Below are 19,670 nucleotides of genomic sequence, written 5' to 3'. Positions count from 1 at the left end.
GGCAGCAAAAGGGGGACGGATTTAATTTCACACACTCAGCGGTACCACGTTTTGTCGATGCGACAGTGGGACCGGTGCAAGCCGCGCGACAGCGACACGATCTATTCACGTAAACGTCGATTGCAGAGGGTGACCATCGGCGTGGCCCACCACTGAAATGAGGCGTATATGCCATGCGATTGAGATACTTTCTGTACAACGCCTTTTTGATAGAAGAGGCCGCGACCAAGATCGCTATCGATCCCGGCCTCAATCTCTGGATCGGCAAGCTGAACAGCCTGATACCCAAGGTAGAGTGGGGCGATGTCACGCACGTACTGGCCACCCACGGTGATCCCGATCATTACTGGTACGTTGATCGCGTGGCGCGGTGTGCTAATGCGCCCGTCATCTGCGGGAAGGCGCTGGTAAAGGAGAACGGAAAAGAGAGGGTGCTGCTGGATCCGAGGAAACGGGGGATTCGGTATTCCACCAGGCTCGATCGGTTGTATCCCCTGGAGGTTGGTCAGGCTGTCGAGGTCGACGGCGTGCGGATCGAGGGGATCAAAACGGTTCACGGTCCCCTGGCCCTCTCTTTCTTTTTTGGTCTCCTGCGGCACGAGATCACACCCGGGCCGGGAGAACGTATAGGCCTGGGTAGCATTGGATTCAAGATTACGGTCGGTGGAACCACGCTCGTCAACCTTGGCGACACCTTGCTGCAACAGGAATGGGAAGACCTGAAAGCCGATGTACTGATGATTCCCATCGGAGGGCGCCTTCCAAAGAACACGATGAACGAAGACGAGGCGCTGGCAGCGGTTGAGCTCATCGCACCCAAACTGGTGATCCCATGCCATTACGATGGTGCGTTTTTTTGGATAAGAGGCGGTAACTCGGCTGATGTTCGCTACTTTAAGAAACAGGTGGAGAGCAGAGGCGCAGAGTGCCAGGTCATGGGGTATGGGGAGGAGATTACGATTTAGTGAGCGAGACCGACCCTGCTCATATTTAAAAACCGGGTCAGAGAGCAATACATTCCAATATTGGAAACAATTGCGCTCTGACCCGGTTTCTCCATACATGTAACTCCTTGAGCCAGATCCTGGCGTCGCCGGCGATGTGCCAAGATCCCAGCCGTTGTAGATAACCATTCCGCTGCCTGACGGGGCCAGCACCGACAACCGGTTAATGCAGTGCAACCAGCGGATGCCGGGGTCCCACACCCGCTGCACACTGACTTCAACACGTTACACAACTTGGTTCCCGCCAGGACTGGAAAATTAACCTGCTCAGCGCATCTTGAACGCTTCCTGATGAAAACGGACGCTTCCCGGCCAGACCTGACGCAGACCGTTGCGCAGGGTCTCGGCGAAGCTGCGGGGTCCACAGAACCACACCTCGGCGCGTTTGACATTGCCGGATGTCGCCGCCAGGGCCTCGGCGGTCAGTGGGCCGCTCTGCTCGTCATGCAGATGCAACCGGACCTCCGGCAGCTCCGCGCACAATTCCTGCAGACGCTGTACAAATGGGTCGGTCGTGCGGTCACGTACGCAGTAGTGGAGATCGGCTGCGACCTCTGCGGCACGCTCACCCTGGAGGGATTCCAGCCAGGCGATAAATGGCGTGACGCCGATGCCGGCCGCGATCCAGATCTGCCGTGCACGGCGGTTGGTACGGTCGAGCTCGAATCGACCATAGGGACCCTCGACCTGAACCGGGTTGCCGACTACCAGTTGCCTGGACAGTTTGCGGGTATAGTCGCCCAATGACTTGATGGCGAAGGTGACGATGTGGTCGCCGTGATCGGCACTGGCGATGGTGAAGGGGTGTGCGCCCTCGCTGCTGTCAAAGGTCACGAAGGCAAACTGGCCCGGGCGATGGCCGCGCCACCCATCAGCCAGACGGCAACGTACCTCAACGATATCGGGAGTCGGGTTTTCCACCGCGACTACATGACCGGTTACCCGCCTTCCGCGCCCGATGCGCCCGGTAAGTGACAACACGCTGGCCATCACACCGGCTGTGAGCAGCACGGACAGCAGCAGCCCCGTGGGCTGACTCCAGTAATTTGCCGGTGCCAGCACGATTGAGTGGAAAGCGAGCAGCAGATAGAGCACCGGCATCGCGCGATGCAGCGGCCGCCACAGGCGGTAGGAAAATTGATTCCACAGGGTCAACGCCAGCAGCACGAAGAGTACATAGATTGCCCACTCGCCCAGGGCTTCACCAAAATCTTGTACCGGCTCGGCGAAGGCCGAGAAGTCATCCTTTCTGATGCGGCCGGCGCGTCCGACGGTTGCCTTGAGCAGGTCGTCCGACATCTCCACCAGCCAGTGCACGGCCGCGAATCCGACCGCCAGGATGCCGCTCCATTTGTGCAGTCGGTAGATACGGTCCATGCCGCCCAGCGGCCGTTCCAGCCAGGCGGGGCGGGTGGCCAGCACCATCGCCAGCGACATCAGGGAGATGGACCAGAGGCCGGTCAGATAGAGCGCCTCCTGGCGCAGGGTCCAAGGCAATGAGCCGGCCGTGAGGTGCTGCGGCGAGAGTATCTCCCAGCCCCAGGCAACGGTGATGAGAGCAAGAAAGCTGGTGAGGATGGTCTTCATGGGCGGCCTCAGTGATCAGGTATGGAACTGATTTTGCTACTCCGAGGGGCGCCCCTGCTCCCCGCTTCAACGGGGTGACAGGGGCGTCTCATGGTCGATTAATCGCTGCGGTATCCGCGATATTTGTCCTGCTTGAAACGGGACTGAAGCACCTCTCCGGTCACCGGGTCGACCAGCAGCTTGACGCGCTCGCCATTGGGGCCGATGGCCTTTACTTCATAGCCATTGTGCTCACGCTCGATTTCATAAATATCGTTGAAGCCGGCGGCTTTTACCTTGGCGTAGATGGCGGGTATTTCCAGCCAGTTCGCGGGAGTTGTGCTGGACCTGTTGGCGGTATCGTTTGCCGATACGGCAAACGCGCTACCACCAATGGTGGCGCTGGTCAGGGCGATGGCCAAAATGGCATGTGATGTTTTCATGATTAAATCTCCAGTTGGGCAGTGTTAAATGGTGATCTGGGTAACGACCGTGAGCGCAGTATGAAACAGCCAGCTGAATTCATCCTGAAAAAACATCCAGGTGATGGCAGTATGGAAACAGCCGTTTGCAGACCTTCAGGCGAAAACGGGTGTTGTCCTGAAACCAAGAGCACCCATTGATTGAAAACCGACAAGGAGACGAACCCGCTTGGGGCAGGTTATGGAGGAAATCGTTGAGATAGTGGCTTACACGGCGGCGGCTGGTGCTTGTATCCCATTGGGGGGTTTCATTGCAAAGATCGAACGCATCCGTCCCCAATGGCTGGAGAAGGAGTTCAGGCATTTTGTCATTGCATTTGGCGGCGGTATTCTGCTGGCCGCGGTGGCATTGGTGTTGCTGCCCGAGGGTGTGGACTATGTGCAGCAGCCATACTTTTGCGTGCTCTACTTTCTGTTGGGCGGTGTTCTGTTTTTCCTGATGGAGCGCGCGTTAGGACTTCGCCGACGCGACTCCCCACAGTTCAGTGCCACGCTGCTTGACTATGTACCGGAGTCGATAGCGCTGGGAGGGGTGTTTGCCGTGGGGTCGGGTGCCGCCCCTTTGTTGGCGATTTTCATCGGACTGCAAAACCTGCCCGAGGGTTTTAATTCGTATCGGGAATTGATGTCGGTGAAAGGTGCAAGATCCCGTCGAGTACTTGTTCTAATGTGCCTTCTCGTCCCGATCGGGCCTGTCATGGGTCTTCTCGGGTGGGCATTTATTTCCGTACACACCCATTTCCTCGGTGCACTGATGCTGGTTGCGTCCGGCGGTATCCTGTATCTGATTTTCCAGGACATAGCGCCGCAGTCGCACTTGCGACGTCATTGGTTTCCTCCGCTGGGTGCAGTGTCGGGGTTTGCCGTGGGGTTGCTCGGGAAACTGATTATCAGCGGCACCTGAAAGCTCCTTTGATCAGCCAGGGGGGCTAACGGGCGACTGCTCGATGCGCTGATTGAATGCGCATCGTTCCTCGCACTGGAACTTCAGAGTTAGCGCGATAGACTCGGCGCGAAGCCCCCCGGGGTCCGGCGCGCGGGATTCGGATTTTGTAGGAGCGTTGGTGTCGGTAGCGGGCGCGTGGGCAATGGACCGGTCGCCACACGCAGGGTGTAGTTTGAGTTGATCGGGCCGAACGGCGACGGAATGACGTTGATATTGTTTTGAGTCATACGGCTGCGCTGCTGGTGGCAACGTTCGTCACCCCCCAGACCGCTGGGCGCTTCGGGCAGATAATCGACGGTGAAGCTGTAGCGCCCCATCTCGTCGGTGGTAAAGCTACCGCGGAAGTTATCGAAACACATGGAACTCATGCCACGGAATGGCCGCCTGACAGGCAAGCCCAGTAGACCACCACTGATCGGCACCCCGAGCTCGATACCGGAAACGGGAGTTCCGTCATCGGTGACGACGCGCCCGCTGATGGTGATTGTCTCGCGCGGACCGCCATAGGATTGATGTCCGATTCCCGGCTGCGGGAATTGCGCGTAACTTGTTGTCCCACCGGGCAATGTTGCGAGCAGCAGATACAGTGGCCAATGCTTCGATAACGGTTTCATAAGGGATCCTCCCGGGTGCTTAGCGCGTTCTGGGTTGCGCAATGAAATTGAGTTCGAACCGAGTTGTGCGCAGATCGGCGCCGGTGGTCTCTTCGGGTCTTGTCGGGGCCGCCGGAACCACACCCGCCCTGGGCGTCGCGATGAAGTTATGCTCGAACCGTTGCGCGCGCGGCCCGCCACTCGCCGAGCCTGCCGGGGCGCCAGGCGCAGCTGGTGTTGCGCCCGCCCTCGGGGTGGCGAGAAAGTTGAGTTCGAAGCGCGCTGAACTTGTAGCTGGCGCAGGGGGGCGCGCAGGCTTTACTGCGGGCTTCGGCAACCGCGCACCGGTAATGGGCGGGAGTTTCGATTGTGCTGCTCCGCGATGGCCATGTTCCGCCATTTCATTGTGTTTGAGGAGGGGAGTGCCGGGATCGCTGGGTTGAAAGCTGCTCCATTCAGGTGTCTTGGCGGGAATACGTTTCCGGGTTTTCTGGTTGATCTCGCTATGCTGACTGCCCGAATTGAATTTCGCTTGAGTAGCATTGCATCGTGCCAGATCTGCCGCGCTCAGTGTTCTTCCGGGTCGTCCATAGGCGGTGATAGCGCCGACGATTTCGGCCAGGGCGCGACAACTCTCCACGGAGGGCACGAGCCAGGGTCCGCTGGCGGTGCACCACGATCCAGTGCATTGCCAGGAGATACCGCCGGCAACGACCGGATTTGATGGGCGTACCGCGGTGCGTATCTGCGCGGTGTAGGTATAGCGGGCGATGGTGGGAGCAGATTTCGCGGGTGGCGCGATGGGTTTGGCGCCGAAGTCAGCGGGTGCCGCCAGCGCGGGTGATGACACGACGGCGAGCCAGGCACCCAATATCTGCTTGCGGGTCCATCGTTGCGCCACCCTGTTCTCCTTTGCACTCGTGTCCAGACACTCAGTCGTGGCTGCGCGCGGTACGGTTCAAAGTATAGGCGATCGCGGGTAGGGTGATGATGAGGGTGTTGTCGGGGCCCACGTGCCCTACCGGCGCAGTGATTCGCCATACTCGGATCGGTGCTGAGCTAATTGGACAGCTGTTCGATCAGATCTCGTACCGAATCATCCCCATGTCGCAGCAGCAACGGCCGTAGTGCTGCGCGCAGTCGTTCCACGCATTCACGGCGTCCAGCGAAGCCGAATTGCGCCGCGGTTTCGGGCCAGTCGTGACGCTGGATGATCTTGAAGATGAGCAGTGCGCGGACGTCGTCCGCAATCTGCCCATCGGCGCTGGCCTGTGTCAACGCGAATGGGGTGAAGCGCTCGATTGCCGCTTGCGCGGATTCGTAACCGCGCAGCGCGAAGGCGAAGGCGACGAGATCGTGCCAGTCGTGCGTATCGAGCGTGTCGCCTGAAGTCGGGACAGTCTCCTCAAGCAACAACGTGAGCAACTCCGGTTCAAGGTCGGCAAAACTGCTGTTGAGTCCGACCTGCAGGTTGCGCCGATAGCGTTCGCGTGCTTGCGCGTCGATGCGTTGCCCACGTTGCGATAGCGGATGAAAAACCAGCACGGAGTGCTGGCCACTGGAGGCCTCACGACGGTGACCGATGCGGATCGGGCGGCAACCGCAGGCGGCCCAGAAACGCATCAGTTCCGCTGTGGCGCCGAAACTCGATCCGAGATAGTCCAGTCCCTGCGCCTGGCTGGTGGCCGTGAGGTGCGCGATCAACGCTGTGCCGAAACCGCGCCGTTGTACTGCGGGATGCACGGCGATGCGCAGAATGCGCGCACCGATCAATTGCGGTCCCTCTTCGATGCCAAGATACGCCGCCAGCGATTGCGCGAGCAGATGTCCCTGCGGACGGCGGCGGCCGGACCAGATGGCGCGCGCCGTTGCCGCATCGAAGCCGCCCTCACGCGCCATCAACGCCGTCGCGACGACATGACCCTGGTGCCGCTGCACCGCGATGTCGAGGTTGGGACCGTCGAGCAGATGACGCAGATCCAGCGGCGTGGTGCGGTAGTGGGCGTTGACCAGCAGGCCGAAGAGTTCACACAGCAACGGTTCATCGCTGATCAATTGGTCGCGATCGATAAAGTCGATGGGACAGCCATCCGGATCAGCGTCGGCGATCGCCTCTTCCGGGGCCGCCCTGGCATCCATCAGCAGGGCGCGAAACGCCAGCGCTTCGACGGGATCGTTGGGCGACCAGCGGATCGGCGTTTTCAGTTGCAGTGCGCGCCATCCAGGCGTTTCGCGGTCGAGCAGGCGCTGAAAGCGCAGCGCAAAACCGCGCCCGGTTCCTTCGTAGCCGTGTACGGTTGTGGCGAAGACGATGCGCGGAAAGTGCACCAGCATCTGTGCCAGCAAAGGCGCGGGGATGCCCGCTGCTTCGTCGACCATCACCAGATCGGCGGCGGGCGGATGGCGCACCAGCTCATCCGGAGGCACGAACTCCAGCAGGCCGCCGCCGTGGGGCGTTTCACTCGCAGCGAGCGATCGAGCGAGCGCGAACACCGGTTCGACGGCATCACGGCGCGGAGCGGTAACGACGATGTAGCAGTCGCGTTCGTGCAAAAGGTGCGCGGCGGCGATACCCAGAGCAGCCGATTTGCCGCGCCCGCGATCGGCGATCAGAACGGCGGGGCGATGGCGGTGTCCGGTGGCGGTGTGCAGGATGGCCTCGACAGCGCGGGCTTGATCTGTGGTGCGGCAGGGTGCGTGAGCGACATGCTCGGCAGGCTGCGGAAGGGTTTCCAAGGCACCGGATGGAAGCGGTGGTATCGGCTCTCCCTCTTGCAGCCACCAGAGGTGTGGGTCCGCGCGCAGCACGCGCAGCAGGCGAGTGATGTAGCGCGCGCTCAAAGTTGCCGGATCGTAACCCGCCACCGTGATGCGTCGGTTCTGCGGATCGTTGAAGGTGGGCCACGTTACCACCGGCGGGGTGAGCAGTACCGCCAACCCGCCACCGCGTACCGCGCCCAGCGTGGCGCCGAAGGCATCGGGATCGAAACCGCAGTGGGCGTCGAAGACCAGGGTATCCACTTCGCGGCCCAACACCTTGCGGCTGCGCGCGGCACCGAGTGTTGCGATGCCGTGCCGTGCCTCGTCGCCGATCCACAACGTCTCACCGGTGCTGGTCGCGAAAATCTCGACAGCGCGTTCGCGGCACCAGGCGACGCTTCCCGATACGACGATCAGGCGGCGCTGATGCAGATCCCGGGCCTTGTGGCGAAGCTGCGTGAGATTTGAATCAAACATCCTATCGATTCGCGGTTGATCCGGCAGGGGTGGATTGTAACGTGCTCGTGGGTGTGTCCCTACGGGGTTGAAGGCGTGGATTCTCGCCAAGGCGCCAGGAGGACCCGAGATAACGATCACGACCCGCCCTGCTGCTGAGATCGCAATCTTCCGAGGCTCAACAGAAACAGGCCGTTCTTGGCGCTCCCTGCGTCTTGGCGGGAGAACCGAAGCTGAACTTCCTGGAGCTCTGACTTCGCGGGGGTGGCGGCGGATTCGCGTGCAAAGGTCGTTTACACCGATGCTCCGATTTTTGCACGACTGGCAGCGCAGCCCGTCTGAATGCTGCATTTCATGGTGGGCCGAGGCCAACAATTATCCCTTTTGTTCCAGAGTCTTGGCGCCGCCGCAGACATAACTATCAGAGTTGGCGCGCCGTTTGACTGGGTAAACGGGAAGACGGTGCTCAACACCGCGACCAAAATGTCGCACTGCTTCATCTCCAAGCTGCCGGGCGAAGCGCGTCCCGGTCGCACCGGATTGCTGGTCCCCGGTTATCAGGCGCGCATCGTCGATGAACAGTTCAACGATGTTCCCCCGGTGGGGCCGGCACCCTGCTGATCCCGGGCGACAGCGCCGCGGCTTGTTACTGGAACAAGCACGAGAAGACCGAAGAGACCATGCTCGGCTCCGGGCTGTATACGGGGGACAAATTCTTTCAAGGCGATGCCGGCCATTTCCTTTATGCCGGGCGCACCGATGACATGTTGAAGAGCGGTGGTATCTGGGTGCCGCCGGTCGAAGTGGAAGCGGCGGTGCCCGAGCCTGCCGCTGATGGTGCGCTCGCTGCAGGAGGCCGACCCGAGCACATCATCAACATTTCCGGCAAGAGTTGAGTATCACCGACCTGTGCCATCGGGTGTCCGACCGTTGCATCCGCTGGCCCGCCAACGCATAGTTGGAAACCGGTTCGCGCTCATCGGAGGGTGTTATGTCAGCCAAGCTGGTGTGCTGGAGGTGTGGACATCCATTGCGCAAGGATCTGCCGCGCACCTTTCCGCGCCTTGAGCAGTGCAAGCAGTGCGGCACCGACCTGCATGTGTGCCGCCTGTGCCGCCACTACGCGCCGCGCTACATCAGCCAGTGCGATCACGAGCTGGCGGAACCGCCGCGTGATCGCGAACTCGCCAACTTCTGTCAGTACTTCAAACCCGATCCCGATGCCTTCATCGGGCGCGAGCAGCGCGAGGCGGCGGAGGCCAGAAGCCGGCTCGATGATCTGTTCGGCCGCCCGGAACCGAAGGAGGAGGAGGCGGATGAGGCACAGACTAAGCCCAAGGAAGATCCTTTCGCCGCGCTCAATTCCCTGTTTGGCGAAAACACCAAAAAAGATGCCTGACTGCGATTGATCCGCCGCTCGCTGACGCCCGACGGCGATGGTCGGCTGGACCTGTCCCGGTAGTGTCGTCATTCCGGATGAAGCGCAGCGGTGATCGGAATCCGGGAAGGCTTTGAATGGCGGGTCAAGCCCGGTATCACGATCGACGTTGCGGGACCTGTGAATTGAGGCGCTTGATCCAAAACAACAATCTTGAGATGGGTTTGAGCACCCCGAATGCCCGAATCCGGCGGGAAACGCGTAGCCGTGCGGTGTCTCAGGGGTCGTTTACATCGGCGGGCAGGGCTCCTATGCTCTGCGTATCCCCAATGGCAACGGCTCCCCCGAGCGCTGCCTTGGATAACTCCAAATAGACGGCCGCCGCGAAGTCGACGTTTCATACCAGGGAGAGGATTGCGCATCGTGAAAGCTTTCGAGCACATCCCCCACCTGGTATTGGCTCCCAGCGGCAGTATCCGTTTCCACGAGAACCCGGAGCACAACCGCACCCTGCGGTTGGTCGAGCGTCTGCGCGAAGACCGATTTCTGCGCAACCCCCCCATCGTCGCCACGCTGCGCCCCGGCGAGTACGTGCTGCTCGATGGCGCCAACCGCGTCAGCGCTTTCCGCGCACTCGGCTATTCGCACGTCCCGGTGCAGGTGGTCGACTACGGCGACCCGCACGTCACACTGAAGGGCTGGCATCACCTGTTGCAGGAGGGTCGTTCTCTGGATCTGCGCGCCAGGTACGAAGCCATCCCGGGCGTTACGCTGCGCAGGATCGACTGCGAGGAGCTGACCCCCCAACTCGAACTGCGCCGCTTGTACGCAGTGCTGGTCGATGAAACCACCACCTGCTGGGGTCTGTCGTCAGAGCATGAGTCCGGCCCCGCCGATCTCATCGGCTGGATGCGGATCCTGGAACAGGTGGTCGCCGCCTACGAGGGCAAGACCCGCCTGGAACGCATCAAGCTCGCCGACTACTCGAACCTGCCGGATGTGTTCAAGACCATGGAGCATCAACTGGTGTTGTACCCGAAGTTGACCAAGGTGGAGCTGCTGCAGCTGGTGGATGCCGGGGTGATGATCCCCACGGGCATTTCACGTCACAACATCCCCGGGCGCGCTCTGGGTCTGAACATCGATCTCGCGTTTCTGACAGCGCTCGACAGCGATGCGGCGAAAGAGAAACATCTGCGCGACTATGTGGATGATCTGGAGGTGCGCGGGCGGATTCGGTTCTATGAGGAATCCGCGTTTATTATGAATGAGTGAGGGGAAGCTGCGCGATCCATTCTCCCTACGATATGCCATGGCTATTTTGGTAATGCCATGCGCTGTAGGGATGTGCAGCGTGATAAAGTGATTGGAAAGCCGTGGATTCAGAGTCAAGAATCGCTTATGGCGATCGAAAAAAAGAACATCGACCGACATCGTGCAAAATAATCGACATAAACTTGTTTTTGTAAAAAGGCTTGCCCTCTCCGTAATCGTGGCAGGCAGCTTGCTGATGGCGACGCGCCTGATTACGGGCAATCCGTACGCCCTCCCGGTCGTCGCGGTGTTTGTCTCCTACATGGTCTTGCTGGCCCTGGTGCCGTGGTCGATCAACAAGACGCAATCCCTGACCTTCGGCCTGATCGTGGGCATTGGTGGGGCATTCATGCTCGTGGCTGTTGCGGCCTACTATGCGGGGGGGTTGTCTGCGCCCGCCGTCGCCTTGCTGCCGGTCATTGTTGTGATGGCGTCATACGCCAACGAAGGAAAAGGTGCGTGGGCGAGCATGCTGGGGGTATGCACGATTTTGCCGCTGCTCTATCTGGCGAATCGCTGGGGCTTTATTCCCCCCACCGACCTGAGTGGTGGTAACAGGGAGATCGTACTGGCACTCGTCATACTTTGTGGTTCGGCGTACTGTTTCTGGATCGGTCGCATCTACGATAAGAACAATCGCGAGCTGCGCGGCGAGTTGGAAAAGCAGGCCAACTACGATCATCTGACCGGTTTGGCGAATCGCCGCTACTTCGACAGCATACTTGTGCGGGAGTGGGATCGCGGTCAACGGCTGAAATTCGCGCTTGCCGTAACGATCATCGATATCGACGACTTCAAGAAGTTCAATGATCAACACGGGCACATACAAGGTGATCGCTGCCTGAAAGAGGTCGCGACTGCTATCCAGGCATGTCTGCACCGGCGCAGCGATCTCGTTGCCCGCATCGGCGGCGAGGAGTTCGCTGTATTGCTGCCCGAAGCCGATCTCGACAATGCACTGAAGATATCGGAAAACATTCGCCTGAGTGTTGCATCGATCAACACGCGAATTTCCGATCCGCTCCCGCGGGAGATTACCGTCAGTCTCGGCACCGCCTGCGCCGTGCCGAACGACCGAATGTCCGCCCACATTCTGCTGGATAGCGCCGACAGGGCACTCTACGAGGCGAAACATGCCGGAAAAAACCGTGTGATGGCTGGCAGAATTGCCGGGCAATCAGAACGGTCCGACACAGACCAGGTTTTCCCTGAGAAAAAGAAAATGTAAAAGTGGGGGGCATCGTAAGCTTCCCCATCAAGTAGATGACTTGAGGAACAGATTTCCAAGCAACCGGATGCCACCCGCCCATAAAAGTGCGGAAAATTCCGGACACTACCCTTTGAACTACGGACTCGTTGATCGGTAACCGGGTCTGCCGCTGAGCACGGCTCCAATAACTGCGGTTTACTCGCTTAGCAGTGCGGCGACTTCGTTCAGATCCATCGCCAATGCCGCTGCGGTGTCAAAACGGTGATCATTGCGCCCGTTGGTCACCCCGATAAACGCCAACCCTGCCGCCTGCGCCGCCATTTCGTCGCGCTCGCTGTCGCCGACCATGACGGCGTGTGCCGGTTCCACTCCGAGCGTGCCGAGGGCGACCAGCAATTGATCGGGATGCGGTTTGGCGGGCACTTCAAAGCTGCGCGCCACCACAGCGTCGACAATCAGTCCGTAGCGTTCGATCACCCGTTGTGTCGCGGCTGCCGATGCCAGCGTGACGATGCCCACCGGGCGCCCGGTAAGGGCGCGTAACAACGTTTCGAGCCCGGGCATCGCACGCGCGCGCTCTGCGCCCTCCAATTCGCAGGGCACGACGATCGCGTCGGCGCGCTGCCACGTTTCCCGGTCCGGCTGCCCGATGAGCAGATCGATCACGCGTCGCGTGCAGTCGCCCCACGAAGTGGCTGCGCCGAGATCATCGCGTAACCCGAATCCGGCACGCTGCAGACGTGCCAATGCTGCGCAGTAGTCCACCTCGCTCTCTATGTCGATCAGGGTACGATCGAGATCCAGCAGAATCGCTTGCGCATTGCTCCAGTTCCGACGGCGGAGGTTTGCTGCTTCGGGCCGGGGTGGCTGGTTTAGTGGGGTTTGCTGCATCCGGGATCCTTTGATTGGCGGGAATTTACTTTTCTACAGGCTCTCTATTTTTCCTGTCATCCGGTACCAGAGTATTCCCAGGTACTCGTTGACGGCGAGATCGGTAAACATCAGGTGCTGCGCAGTGGGCATGATCGAGGCCCGGGTGAAGTCCTTCGGCATCAGGTAATCGGTCGGGGCCGGCACCGGCCGAAAGCCCTGTTTCCTGAAAACCCCCATGGAACGCACCATGTGGCCGGCGGAAGTGACCAGGAAGAACTGTTTTGACTCTAGTTTCCAGGCCAGGCTTTCTGCGCTATCCACTGTGTGTCCGTCAATCGGGTCGGTGAGCAGATCGGTGCCCGGTATGCCAAGCGCCAGAAGTTGTTCATGCATCAGCTCAACGTAACGAGCGGTACCGGAGACAATGATCCTGCAGCGTTCGCAGGCCTTGTAGATATTGTGTGCTTCCACGATGCGGAAGAGCGAGTTGCTGTTGAACCTGGAGCTTAAGGGCATCAGCGGATCATCCGCGACATACGCCGTGAGGACGACGATGTTCTCGACGTCTGGATAGTTCCCCGGTTGTTGCAACGATTCATAACGGTATTCCAGGGGCGACAACAGCAACGAGGATGTCCAACCGGAACTGAAGACCAGATAAAAAGACGTCGCCGATGCAATCGCCAGGTAAGCGATCCGTCGCCACCGCGGTAGGAACAGTAAGACGCTGGAAAGCAGCAGGAGCAGCATGATCAAACCCGACGGGAGAAGCAGGTCCTTGATCCAACTCATCACGTTTGACCTCTTTCGATCATTAAGGATGTCACCCGAATTCTAGAACCTATCTCAAAATCCCGCGCGTGCTGTGTTGAGCCCCAGGGGTGCGCTGGGCCTGCCGTCACTGCGCAGGCGCGTATGTCCTCACTGGTTTGAAGTCGTACCGACCGGGATCCTATTTTTTGGCAACGGGAGGCGGCAGGAAGGGCAACGGCACAAGTGTGCCGTTGACCGTCAGCCTGCCGTTGCGGAAGGTGGCTGTCGATACCAGTTGCTGCTCTTCGCGCACTATCAACCGCTGTTCCAGAAGGTTGGCAATCTGCTGTTCGGTGATTTCGTCGATCAATTGTTTCAACTCGGCCGGTGACGGTACTACCACCTCTTCGCCCAGTTCACGGCGCATCTCTATTTCGCGGTTGATCTCTTTCTCGGTTTGCAGCCTGCTCAAGTGGCGAAATACGGTTTCGGGCACCTTGATCTCGGCATCGGCCTGTAGCTTGTTGATGAAACCCATACCGCCCTGCAGGTCCTGCAACCGCATGCCCAGCGCCTGGACCTTGAGGCGACCTTCAATACGTCCATCGGGTGTATCGATCTGCAGGTTATCGATGGCGAGGGTGGGATCGTGCGGAAGCAACAGCGGGAGTTGTGTCACGAGCGTATTCATGATGGCCGTACCCTGCATATCGGGTTCGATACGCTGGGACTGGATATCATTCAGTGCGGTTTGAATCCCGGCCAACACCGGCGCGGAGAGATTGCCTGCTGTGACCTTCAGTTCGGCTCCCGTGAATTCTTTCCCGCCGATTTTCAGCGAGCCGATGTGGTAACGGGCCGAACCACTCACCATCTCGCCCTCGGCGTTGCTGAGCCCCTCAATAAACAGCTGCTTCATCTGCAACGTATCGCCTGCATCGGCAGCGGTGAGGCTCAGGTGGCTCAAGGCGATCTTGACATCACCCAGCATCAGGCCTGCGATACTGCGGGCTGTCCTGGAGTCGATGGTGATATCGCCGATGACAAGTCGTTGAATCTTGCCCCCGGCAATATCCGCACCGGGCGACTCCAGCCGGGTGTCAATCCGATTGAATGCTGCATCGGCGTTGAGGATGCCCGAGAGGCCGCGGAAATCGATTGCGGGTCGATTGCCGGCGGCCGGGATATTCACTGCGGGGAGCTCGAGCAGGGTACGCGTTCCCCCATTCAGCGCCACGAGGGTGCGCAACTGCGCGGGGTAGTCGGCCGGGAAGAGCTGTTTGCCGTTGAGCAGGATCTGGGTATCGATTTCGGCCAGCCCGAATCCTCCCAGCGAGGTCAGCGGGCCGTGGCGCAGCGTGCTGGCCAGCGAGAAACGTAACTCTTGCGGCAGCTCCGGGATCTCTTTTGCGGCCGGTGGCAATGGGAAAACCAACTCGGTATTGGCCTGGGCGCCGAACCAGCCACGATTGTATTTCACACTGGTTACCTGCGCGCCGCCGGAGCGTAACTGCTCGATCATCTGCTCGTACTGGCCTTGCGCCCTGCCGCCCACCAGACGCGGTGCAAGCCCAAAAACCACGATCAGGACAACGATCAGGATGATGAGCAATCTTTTCATGTGAAATCCTTTGGGTCGCCTTGCAGGGGAGTTTATCAGGTGTGGCTCCGGACAAGGCGAAGTGAAGCCACGAATTGCAACGGCCAAACCCTTGATCGTATTGCAGGCATAATAGGGCGATTCCCTCGCCCGCAGCAGATTCTTCATGCCGACTTCCAAGACCAGGTCCAAGAACGAAATCTATGTCAGCGTCGATATCGAGGCCGATGGCCCGATTCCCGGCCCGCACTCGATGTTGAGCATTGGCGCGGTCGCTCTCGCGCCGAACGGGGAGACAGTGGCCGAGTACAGCGCCAACCTCATCCCCTTGCCCGAGGCGTCCCCTCATCCCAAAACCATGGAGTGGTGGAGTCAGTTTCCCACTGCGTGGGAGGCGTGTCAGGTGAATCCGCGCGAGCCGAAAACCGTCATGGCGGAGTTCGTGCGCTGGGTGGAAAAGCTCCCCGGACTGCCCATCTTCACGGCCTGGCCGGCCACCTGGGACTTCATGTGGATCTACTGGTACCTCGTCCGCTTCACCGGCAAGCGCCCTTTCTCCGAGCATGGGATCGATATCCGCTCATACGCCATGGGCATGCGGCAACGCGAGTTCATGAAATGTGGCAAGAACTACCTGCCGCAGCGCTGGTTCCCCGAGCAGGGGCACTCGCATGTGGCGTTGGACGATGCGCGTGAGCAGGGGCTGCTGTTCATCAATATGCTCAAGGAGAACACGGCAGGACAGAGCGAGTGATCGAGAGGGAAGCTCGGGAGGCGCGGGACCGGGAGGGTGGCCCGCCAGAGACGGATCCGGAGCGAAATTGCAGCGACTGAGGGCTACACAATAGTTCACTGACACGGCTTGAAGTCGCTGGTGGTAGCCACTACTATATTAGTAATTGCTAAATTACTTAATTGAAAGGAGTGGCGATATGGCTGTCATTGAGCTGACCGGCGCCAATTTTGAGGAGACCGTGCAGGGCAACGACATCGTCCTGGTGGATTTCTGGGCTTCGTGGTGCGGTCCGTGCCAGATGTTTGCGCCCGTCTACGAGGCCGTTTCGGAGCGTTTCCCCGATGTGGTCTTCACCAAGGTGAATACCGAGGAGGAGCAGGAACTGGCCGGGCATTTCGCCATTCGCTCCATTCCGACGCTGATGCTGTTCCGCGAGAAGGTCATCCTGTTTCAGCAGGCGGGCGTGCTGCCGGAGTCGGCCCTGGAGGAGATCATTCAGAAGGCCAGGGAGCTGGACATGGACGAGGTGCGCAAGGAGATTGTCAGCCAGCAGGCCGCGAGTAACGCTTGATCCAGACTTCTGTGGTTCACTTGCGGACATCTCCCGCACCGCGGGGGTGTTTTACTATGAGGATCTGATCGCGGCTCCACGAGGAGGTGAACGTGCGCCTCGTATCGATCTGCCTCATAGCGCTGAGCGTGGGAGTGACCGTATTGCCCGATACGCGTGCGGCGAATGCGGCGAGTGACGAATCCCGCTCGCCACCCTCGCCATTGCAGCTGCAACGGGTGTTGGCGCAGACGGGAAGCAGTTATCGACCGCGCACCAGGCATCTGCTGCCCGACGGTCGTCCCCGTTTTACCAATCGCCTGATCCTGGAGGATGCCCTCTACCTGCTGCAGCATGCCCACAATCCGGTGGAGTGGTACCCGTGGGGCGAGGCGGCGTTCGCCGAAGCGCGGCGCTCCGGCAAACCCATCCTGCTTTCGATCGGCTATTCGAGTTGCCACTGGTGCCATGTGATGGCGCGCGAAAGCTTCGACGATCCGCGCACCGCAGCGTCGATCAACCGGCACTTCGTCGCCATCAAGCTGGATCGCGAGCAGCACCCGGAAGTCGACCGCTTGTACGCCCTGGCGGCACGGCTGCTGCAGGGACAGAGCGGTTGGCCGCTGACCCTTGTCCTGACGGCCGAGGGTCACCCGATAGTGAGTACTACCTACCTCCCCAACGAGCCCTTCACTGAATTCATCGATCACGTAGCCCAACAATGGCGCGATCAGCGGTCCGCGCTGCGCAAACAGGCGCAGGCGGCTCAAGCGAAGCTCCGTGAGGCGACGGAGCTGCGGGGCGGGACTCAGGCGGTGGACGAGGCCGTGCTCCTGGCTGCGGAGCGGAATCTGCGCGCCCGCCTCGACGATCTGCAGGGCGGGTTCGGCGAAACCGCCAAGTTTCCCCGCGAACCCTGGCTGCTGTTTCTGCAGGCACGCGTGGTCCTCGAGGGCGGGATTGCACTGGTTGAACCGCTCGACACCACGCTCACGGCCATGGCCCTGGGCGGAATCCACGATCAGGCGGGGGGAGGGTTCCACCGTTACGCCATCGATCCCGGATGGGACACCCCGCATTTCGAGAAGATGCTCTACAACCAGGCCGGTCTGTCGCGGGTTTATCTACGGGCCTGGGCGCGCAACGGCAGTCTGCTCTACCGCGATACGGCACTGCGGACCCTGGATGCGACGCTGTGTGATTTCCGTACCCCCGAGGGAGCGTTCCATGCAGCCATCGATGCCGACAGTGCGGGTGAGGAGGGGATCTATTACCTCTGGACACTCGATCAGCTCCGCAGCGCCCTCCCGGGAATTGACGCTGATTGGGCTGCCGACCTGTTGGGTGTCACGGCAGTCGGTGCTTTCGCGGGCGCCAATGTTCTGCGGCTGACCGAAACCCCCGCGGCGATCGCTGCCCGAACGGGCGCGACGGAGCAGGCGGTCATCACCCGCCTAAACGGCATCCGGGAGCGGTTACGCCAGGAGCGCGAGCAGCGCCGTATTCCGCCGGCGCGCGATGACAAGGTGCTGCTGGGCTGGAACGGACTGATGATCGCCACGCTGGCGGAGGCCGCTGTGCTCGCGGGCGATAACCGCTATCGCCTGGCGGCGGAGCGTGCCGCCGACTACCTGTGGCGCATCCACCGGGCAGAGGATGGCAGCTTGTGGCGCGTCTCGCGGGGAGGGCGGACATCGGTTGCGGCCCAACTAGAGGATTACGCCTATTTCGGTCAGGCGCTGGTGGCGCTCTACGATGCGACGCAGGAGTTGCGCTGGTTGAGTCGCAGCCGCGCGCTCGCGGAGGTGATGATCGAGCAGTTCTGGGACCCTAAGGATGGCGGATTTTACTCGGTGAGTGTTGAATCCGCCAAATGGGTACCGATGCGAGTCAAAAGTGTCCATGACGAAACGCTTGCATCGGGCAATGCGGCGGCGTTTGACCTGCTGCAGCGTCTCTATCGACGCAGCGGGGAGTACCGCTTCCGCGAACGTGCCGAGGCGACTCTGGCCAGCCTGTCGCCGGGCATCGCTGCCGCACCCGATCGGTTCGCCGCCACGCTGTTGGCGGTCAACGAAGGCCAATACGGCGAGGTCAATGCCCGGGCCTATGCGGCGCAGGGCAACCTGGAGGCGACGGCGGAAATCATCGCGTGGCACGGCGATAGCGCGGAACTGGTGATTCGCCTGCGTCTGCAACCCGGGTGGCACGTCAATGCCCATCAGCCGCTGCAGGCGGAATTGATGGCAACCGAGGTGCAACTGGGTGGAACGCGCCCCGGCTGGCGCATGGTGGCGATTGACTACCCGGGCGCGGTGGAGCGATCGTTGGGATTCCAGTCCGAACCGCTGGCCCTTTATGAGGAGGAGGTTCTGATCCGTGCGCAGGTGGAGCGGGTCGGTGACCCCTCTCCGGCAGTCCCGGCGCTGGTTCCCCTGCACCTGCGCATCCAGGCCTGCAACGATCGGCTCTGCCTGCAACCCGAACGGTTGCTGCTCTATCCCTCGGGCGCGGCCGCGGCCTACTCGGCGGCCCCTACGGTGGGCCTTGGGGACCGCGAACGGCTCTCGCCCAGATAGACGCCGAGGAGTATCCCTGCCGCAGCGGCGAGCTGCCACAGCGTCAACTGTTCGTTGAACGCCATCCAGCCCGATATCACGGCAACCACCGGGATGAGATTGATGAAGAGGGCGGCGCGCGAGGCAGGCACCTGGCTGACGCCGTAGTTGTAGAGTCCGAAAGCACCCAAGGTGACAAAGGTACCGAGGTAGAACACCGTCAGCCAGGTCCCGCCTGGCACCTCGGTCCAGTTCACAGGCTGATCCAGCGCGAGCCCGGGCAGAAAGAAAAGGGCGCCGGCCAACGCCTGCAGGCTGGTGAGCAGCCACGGATGGTAGCGCGACGTGAGATGTTTGAGGGTGAGGATGTAGCCCGCGGCGCAGATCATCGCGGCCAGTTCGAGGAGGTTGCCCAGCAGGGGATCGGGGGCGTGGGCGTCGCTGACGCCGAGCAGCGAAAGCACGACCACGCCGGCCAGGGAAATGGCCAGTCCCCCGATGATGCGCACCGTGATGCGCTCCTTGAGAAACAGCCAGGCACCAGCCGCCACCATCAGCGGCACCAGCGCCGAGATCACGCCAGCCTGTCCGGCGCTGGTGTAGCGCAACGCATAACCTTCCAGCAGGAAGTAGAGGCACGGTTCGCACAGCACCATCAGTGCCAGCCAACGCCAGTCACCACGGTGGTATTGCGGCTTGGGGATGTAGCGCCACAGAGCGATCACGATGACGCTGGCGATCGCCATGCGCAGCCAGATCAGCGTGATAGGGGCGAAGGCGGCCAGCGCCGCTTTGGTGGCGGCGAACGAAGTGCCCCAGATGATTACCGCGATACCCAGGGCGAGCATCGGGAGAAAAAGTGCGGACCTGCCCACGGCTTGCGAAGAGGGT

Annotated in this window: 18 protein-coding genes; 9 read left to right on the top strand and 9 right to left on the bottom strand. The window is 60.8% G+C overall.

Annotated elements, in window-relative coordinates; genetic code table 11:
* Positions 1 to 173: 173 nt before the first annotated feature.
* The gene (locus DWQ09_14865; protein KAA3626865.1) at positions 174 to 965 is read left to right on the top strand and encodes an MBL fold metallo-hydrolase; all 792 of its coding nucleotides are present in this window, start codon (positions 174 to 176) and stop codon (positions 963 to 965) included.
* Positions 966 to 1,271: 306 nt separating this feature from the next.
* On the opposite strand, the gene DWQ09_14860 is transcribed toward DWQ09_14865, so the two are convergent.
* Both DWQ09_14860 and DWQ09_14855 read right to left on the bottom strand, forming a co-directional pair.
* Positions 1,272 to 2,591, bottom strand: coding sequence for a ferric reductase (locus tag DWQ09_14860; protein KAA3626864.1), 1,320 nt, complete (start codon positions 2,589 to 2,591; stop codon positions 1,272 to 1,274).
* A 98-nt stretch (positions 2,592 to 2,689) separates the two neighbouring features.
* The gene (locus tag DWQ09_14855) at positions 2,690 to 3,013 is read right to left on the bottom strand and encodes a PepSY domain-containing protein (GenBank protein ID KAA3626863.1); all 324 of its coding nucleotides are present in this window, start codon (positions 3,011 to 3,013) and stop codon (positions 2,690 to 2,692) included.
* A gap of 220 nt (positions 3,014 to 3,233) precedes the next feature.
* On the opposite strand from DWQ09_14855, the gene DWQ09_14850 reads away from it, so the two are divergent.
* Positions 3,234 to 3,956 carry a divalent cation transporter gene (locus DWQ09_14850; protein ID KAA3626862.1) on the top strand — a complete coding sequence of 241 codons (723 nt, stop codon included), beginning with the start codon at positions 3,234 to 3,236 and terminating at the stop codon, positions 3,954 to 3,956.
* An 89-nt stretch (positions 3,957 to 4,045) separates the two neighbouring features.
* Here DWQ09_14850 and DWQ09_14845 read toward each other — a convergent pair whose 3' ends face one another.
* The 3 genes from DWQ09_14845 to DWQ09_14835 form a co-directional block, all read right to left on the bottom strand.
* Positions 4,046 to 4,612: a hypothetical protein gene (locus tag DWQ09_14845; protein ID KAA3626861.1), complete on the bottom strand. Its 567-nt coding sequence runs from the start codon at positions 4,610 to 4,612 to the stop codon at positions 4,046 to 4,048.
* A 19-nt stretch (positions 4,613 to 4,631) separates the two neighbouring features.
* Complete coding sequence (locus DWQ09_14840; protein KAA3626860.1) at positions 4,632 to 5,492, bottom strand: hypothetical protein; 861 nt, start codon at positions 5,490 to 5,492, stop codon at positions 4,632 to 4,634.
* Between the two features lie 158 nt (positions 5,493 to 5,650).
* Positions 5,651 to 7,828: a tRNA(Met) cytidine acetyltransferase gene (locus tag DWQ09_14835; GenBank protein KAA3626859.1), complete on the bottom strand. Its 2,178-nt coding sequence runs from the start codon at positions 7,826 to 7,828 to the stop codon at positions 5,651 to 5,653.
* Between the two features lie 593 nt (positions 7,829 to 8,421).
* Between DWQ09_14835 and DWQ09_14830 the strand changes: the two genes are divergently transcribed.
* The 4 genes from DWQ09_14830 (at position 8,422) to DWQ09_14815 (ending at position 11,727) form a co-directional block, all read left to right on the top strand.
* Positions 8,422 to 8,703 (top strand): hypothetical protein, encoded by a 282-nt coding sequence (locus tag DWQ09_14830; GenBank protein KAA3626858.1) that lies wholly within the window; start codon positions 8,422 to 8,424, stop codon positions 8,701 to 8,703.
* Between the two features lie 134 nt (positions 8,704 to 8,837).
* Positions 8,838 to 9,206, top strand: coding sequence for a hypothetical protein (locus DWQ09_14825; protein ID KAA3626857.1), 369 nt, complete (start codon positions 8,838 to 8,840; stop codon positions 9,204 to 9,206).
* Between the two features lie 393 nt (positions 9,207 to 9,599).
* A complete protein-coding gene (locus DWQ09_14820) occupies positions 9,600 to 10,460 on the top strand; it encodes a hypothetical protein (GenBank protein KAA3626856.1) in 861 nt (286 codons plus the stop codon).
* Between the two features lie 235 nt (positions 10,461 to 10,695).
* Positions 10,696 to 11,727 (top strand): GGDEF domain-containing protein, encoded by a 1,032-nt coding sequence (locus tag DWQ09_14815; protein ID KAA3626855.1) that lies wholly within the window; start codon positions 10,696 to 10,698, stop codon positions 11,725 to 11,727.
* Positions 11,728 to 11,904: 177 nt separating this feature from the next.
* Here DWQ09_14815 and DWQ09_14810 read toward each other — a convergent pair whose 3' ends face one another.
* The 3 genes from DWQ09_14810 to DWQ09_14800 form a co-directional block, all read right to left on the bottom strand.
* Positions 11,905 to 12,600 carry an HAD family hydrolase gene (locus DWQ09_14810; GenBank protein ID KAA3626854.1) on the bottom strand — a complete coding sequence of 232 codons (696 nt, stop codon included), beginning with the start codon at positions 12,598 to 12,600 and terminating at the stop codon, positions 11,905 to 11,907.
* A gap of 33 nt (positions 12,601 to 12,633) precedes the next feature.
* Positions 12,634 to 13,374, bottom strand: a complete 741-nt coding sequence (locus DWQ09_14805; GenBank protein KAA3626853.1) for a hypothetical protein — start codon at positions 13,372 to 13,374, stop codon at positions 12,634 to 12,636.
* Between the two features lie 160 nt (positions 13,375 to 13,534).
* Positions 13,535 to 15,103: a DUF945 domain-containing protein gene (locus DWQ09_14800; GenBank protein ID KAA3626852.1), complete on the bottom strand. Its 1,569-nt coding sequence runs from the start codon at positions 15,101 to 15,103 to the stop codon at positions 13,535 to 13,537.
* On the opposite strand from DWQ09_14800, the gene DWQ09_14795 reads away from it, so the two are divergent.
* The 3 genes from DWQ09_14795 (at position 15,102) to DWQ09_14785 (ending at position 18,800) form a co-directional block, all read left to right on the top strand.
* Positions 15,102 to 15,689, top strand: coding sequence for an exonuclease (locus DWQ09_14795; GenBank protein ID KAA3626851.1), 588 nt, complete (start codon positions 15,102 to 15,104; stop codon positions 15,687 to 15,689). The two genes, DWQ09_14800 and DWQ09_14795, sit on opposite strands and share 2 nt — an antisense overlap.
* A 178-nt stretch (positions 15,690 to 15,867) precedes the next feature.
* Positions 15,868 to 16,242: a thioredoxin gene (gene trxA / locus DWQ09_14790; protein ID KAA3626850.1), complete on the top strand. Its 375-nt coding sequence runs from the start codon at positions 15,868 to 15,870 to the stop codon at positions 16,240 to 16,242.
* A gap of 86 nt (positions 16,243 to 16,328) precedes the next feature.
* Positions 16,329 to 18,800: a thioredoxin domain-containing protein gene (locus DWQ09_14785; GenBank protein KAA3626849.1), complete on the top strand. Its 2,472-nt coding sequence runs from the start codon at positions 16,329 to 16,331 to the stop codon at positions 18,798 to 18,800.
* On the opposite strand, the gene DWQ09_14780 is transcribed toward DWQ09_14785, so the two are convergent.
* A complete protein-coding gene (locus DWQ09_14780; protein KAA3626848.1) occupies positions 18,743 to 19,627 on the bottom strand; it encodes a DMT family transporter in 885 nt (294 codons plus the stop codon). The genes DWQ09_14785 and DWQ09_14780 overlap by 58 nt on opposite strands.
* Positions 19,628 to 19,670: the final 43 nt, after the last annotated feature.

The organism is Pseudomonadota bacterium (genome assembly GCA_008501635.1).
Lineage (GTDB): Bacteria > Pseudomonadota > Gammaproteobacteria > QQUJ01 > QQUJ01 > QQUJ01.
The sequence above is the reverse complement of the archived record's forward strand: the minus strand, read 5'-3'. Positions and strand labels throughout refer to the sequence as shown.

Excerpts from the sequence above, each read along its gene's own strand:
- DWQ09_14865 (KAA3626865.1), top strand. The coding sequence starts at position 174 with ATGCGATTGAGATACTTTCTGTACAACGCCTTTTTGATAGAAGAGGCC.
- DWQ09_14860 (KAA3626864.1), bottom strand. The coding sequence starts at position 2,591 with ATGAAGACCATCCTCACCAGCTTTCTTGCTCTCATCACCGTTGCCTGG.
- DWQ09_14855 (KAA3626863.1), bottom strand. The coding sequence starts at position 3,013 with ATGAAAACATCACATGCCATTTTGGCCATCGCCCTGACCAGCGCCACC.
- DWQ09_14850 (KAA3626862.1), top strand. The coding sequence starts at position 3,234 with ATGGAGGAAATCGTTGAGATAGTGGCTTACACGGCGGCGGCTGGTGCT.
- DWQ09_14845 (KAA3626861.1), bottom strand. The coding sequence starts at position 4,612 with ATGAAACCGTTATCGAAGCATTGGCCACTGTATCTGCTGCTCGCAACA.
- DWQ09_14835 (KAA3626859.1), bottom strand. The coding sequence starts at position 7,828 with ATGTTTGATTCAAATCTCACGCAGCTTCGCCACAAGGCCCGGGATCTG.
- DWQ09_14815 (KAA3626855.1), top strand. The coding sequence starts at position 10,696 with ATGGCGACGCGCCTGATTACGGGCAATCCGTACGCCCTCCCGGTCGTC.
- DWQ09_14810 (KAA3626854.1), bottom strand. The coding sequence starts at position 12,600 with ATGCAGCAAACCCCACTAAACCAGCCACCCCGGCCCGAAGCAGCAAAC.
- DWQ09_14805 (KAA3626853.1), bottom strand. The coding sequence starts at position 13,374 with ATGAGTTGGATCAAGGACCTGCTTCTCCCGTCGGGTTTGATCATGCTG.
- DWQ09_14795 (KAA3626851.1), top strand. The coding sequence starts at position 15,102 with ATGCCGACTTCCAAGACCAGGTCCAAGAACGAAATCTATGTCAGCGTC.
- DWQ09_14800 (KAA3626852.1), bottom strand. The coding sequence starts at position 15,103 with ATGAAGAATCTGCTGCGGGCGAGGGAATCGCCCTATTATGCCTGCAAT.
- trxA (KAA3626850.1), top strand. The coding sequence starts at position 15,868 with ATGGCTGTCATTGAGCTGACCGGCGCCAATTTTGAGGAGACCGTGCAG.
- DWQ09_14780 (KAA3626848.1), bottom strand. The coding sequence starts at position 19,627 with ATGCTCGCCCTGGGTATCGCGGTAATCATCTGGGGCACTTCGTTCGCC.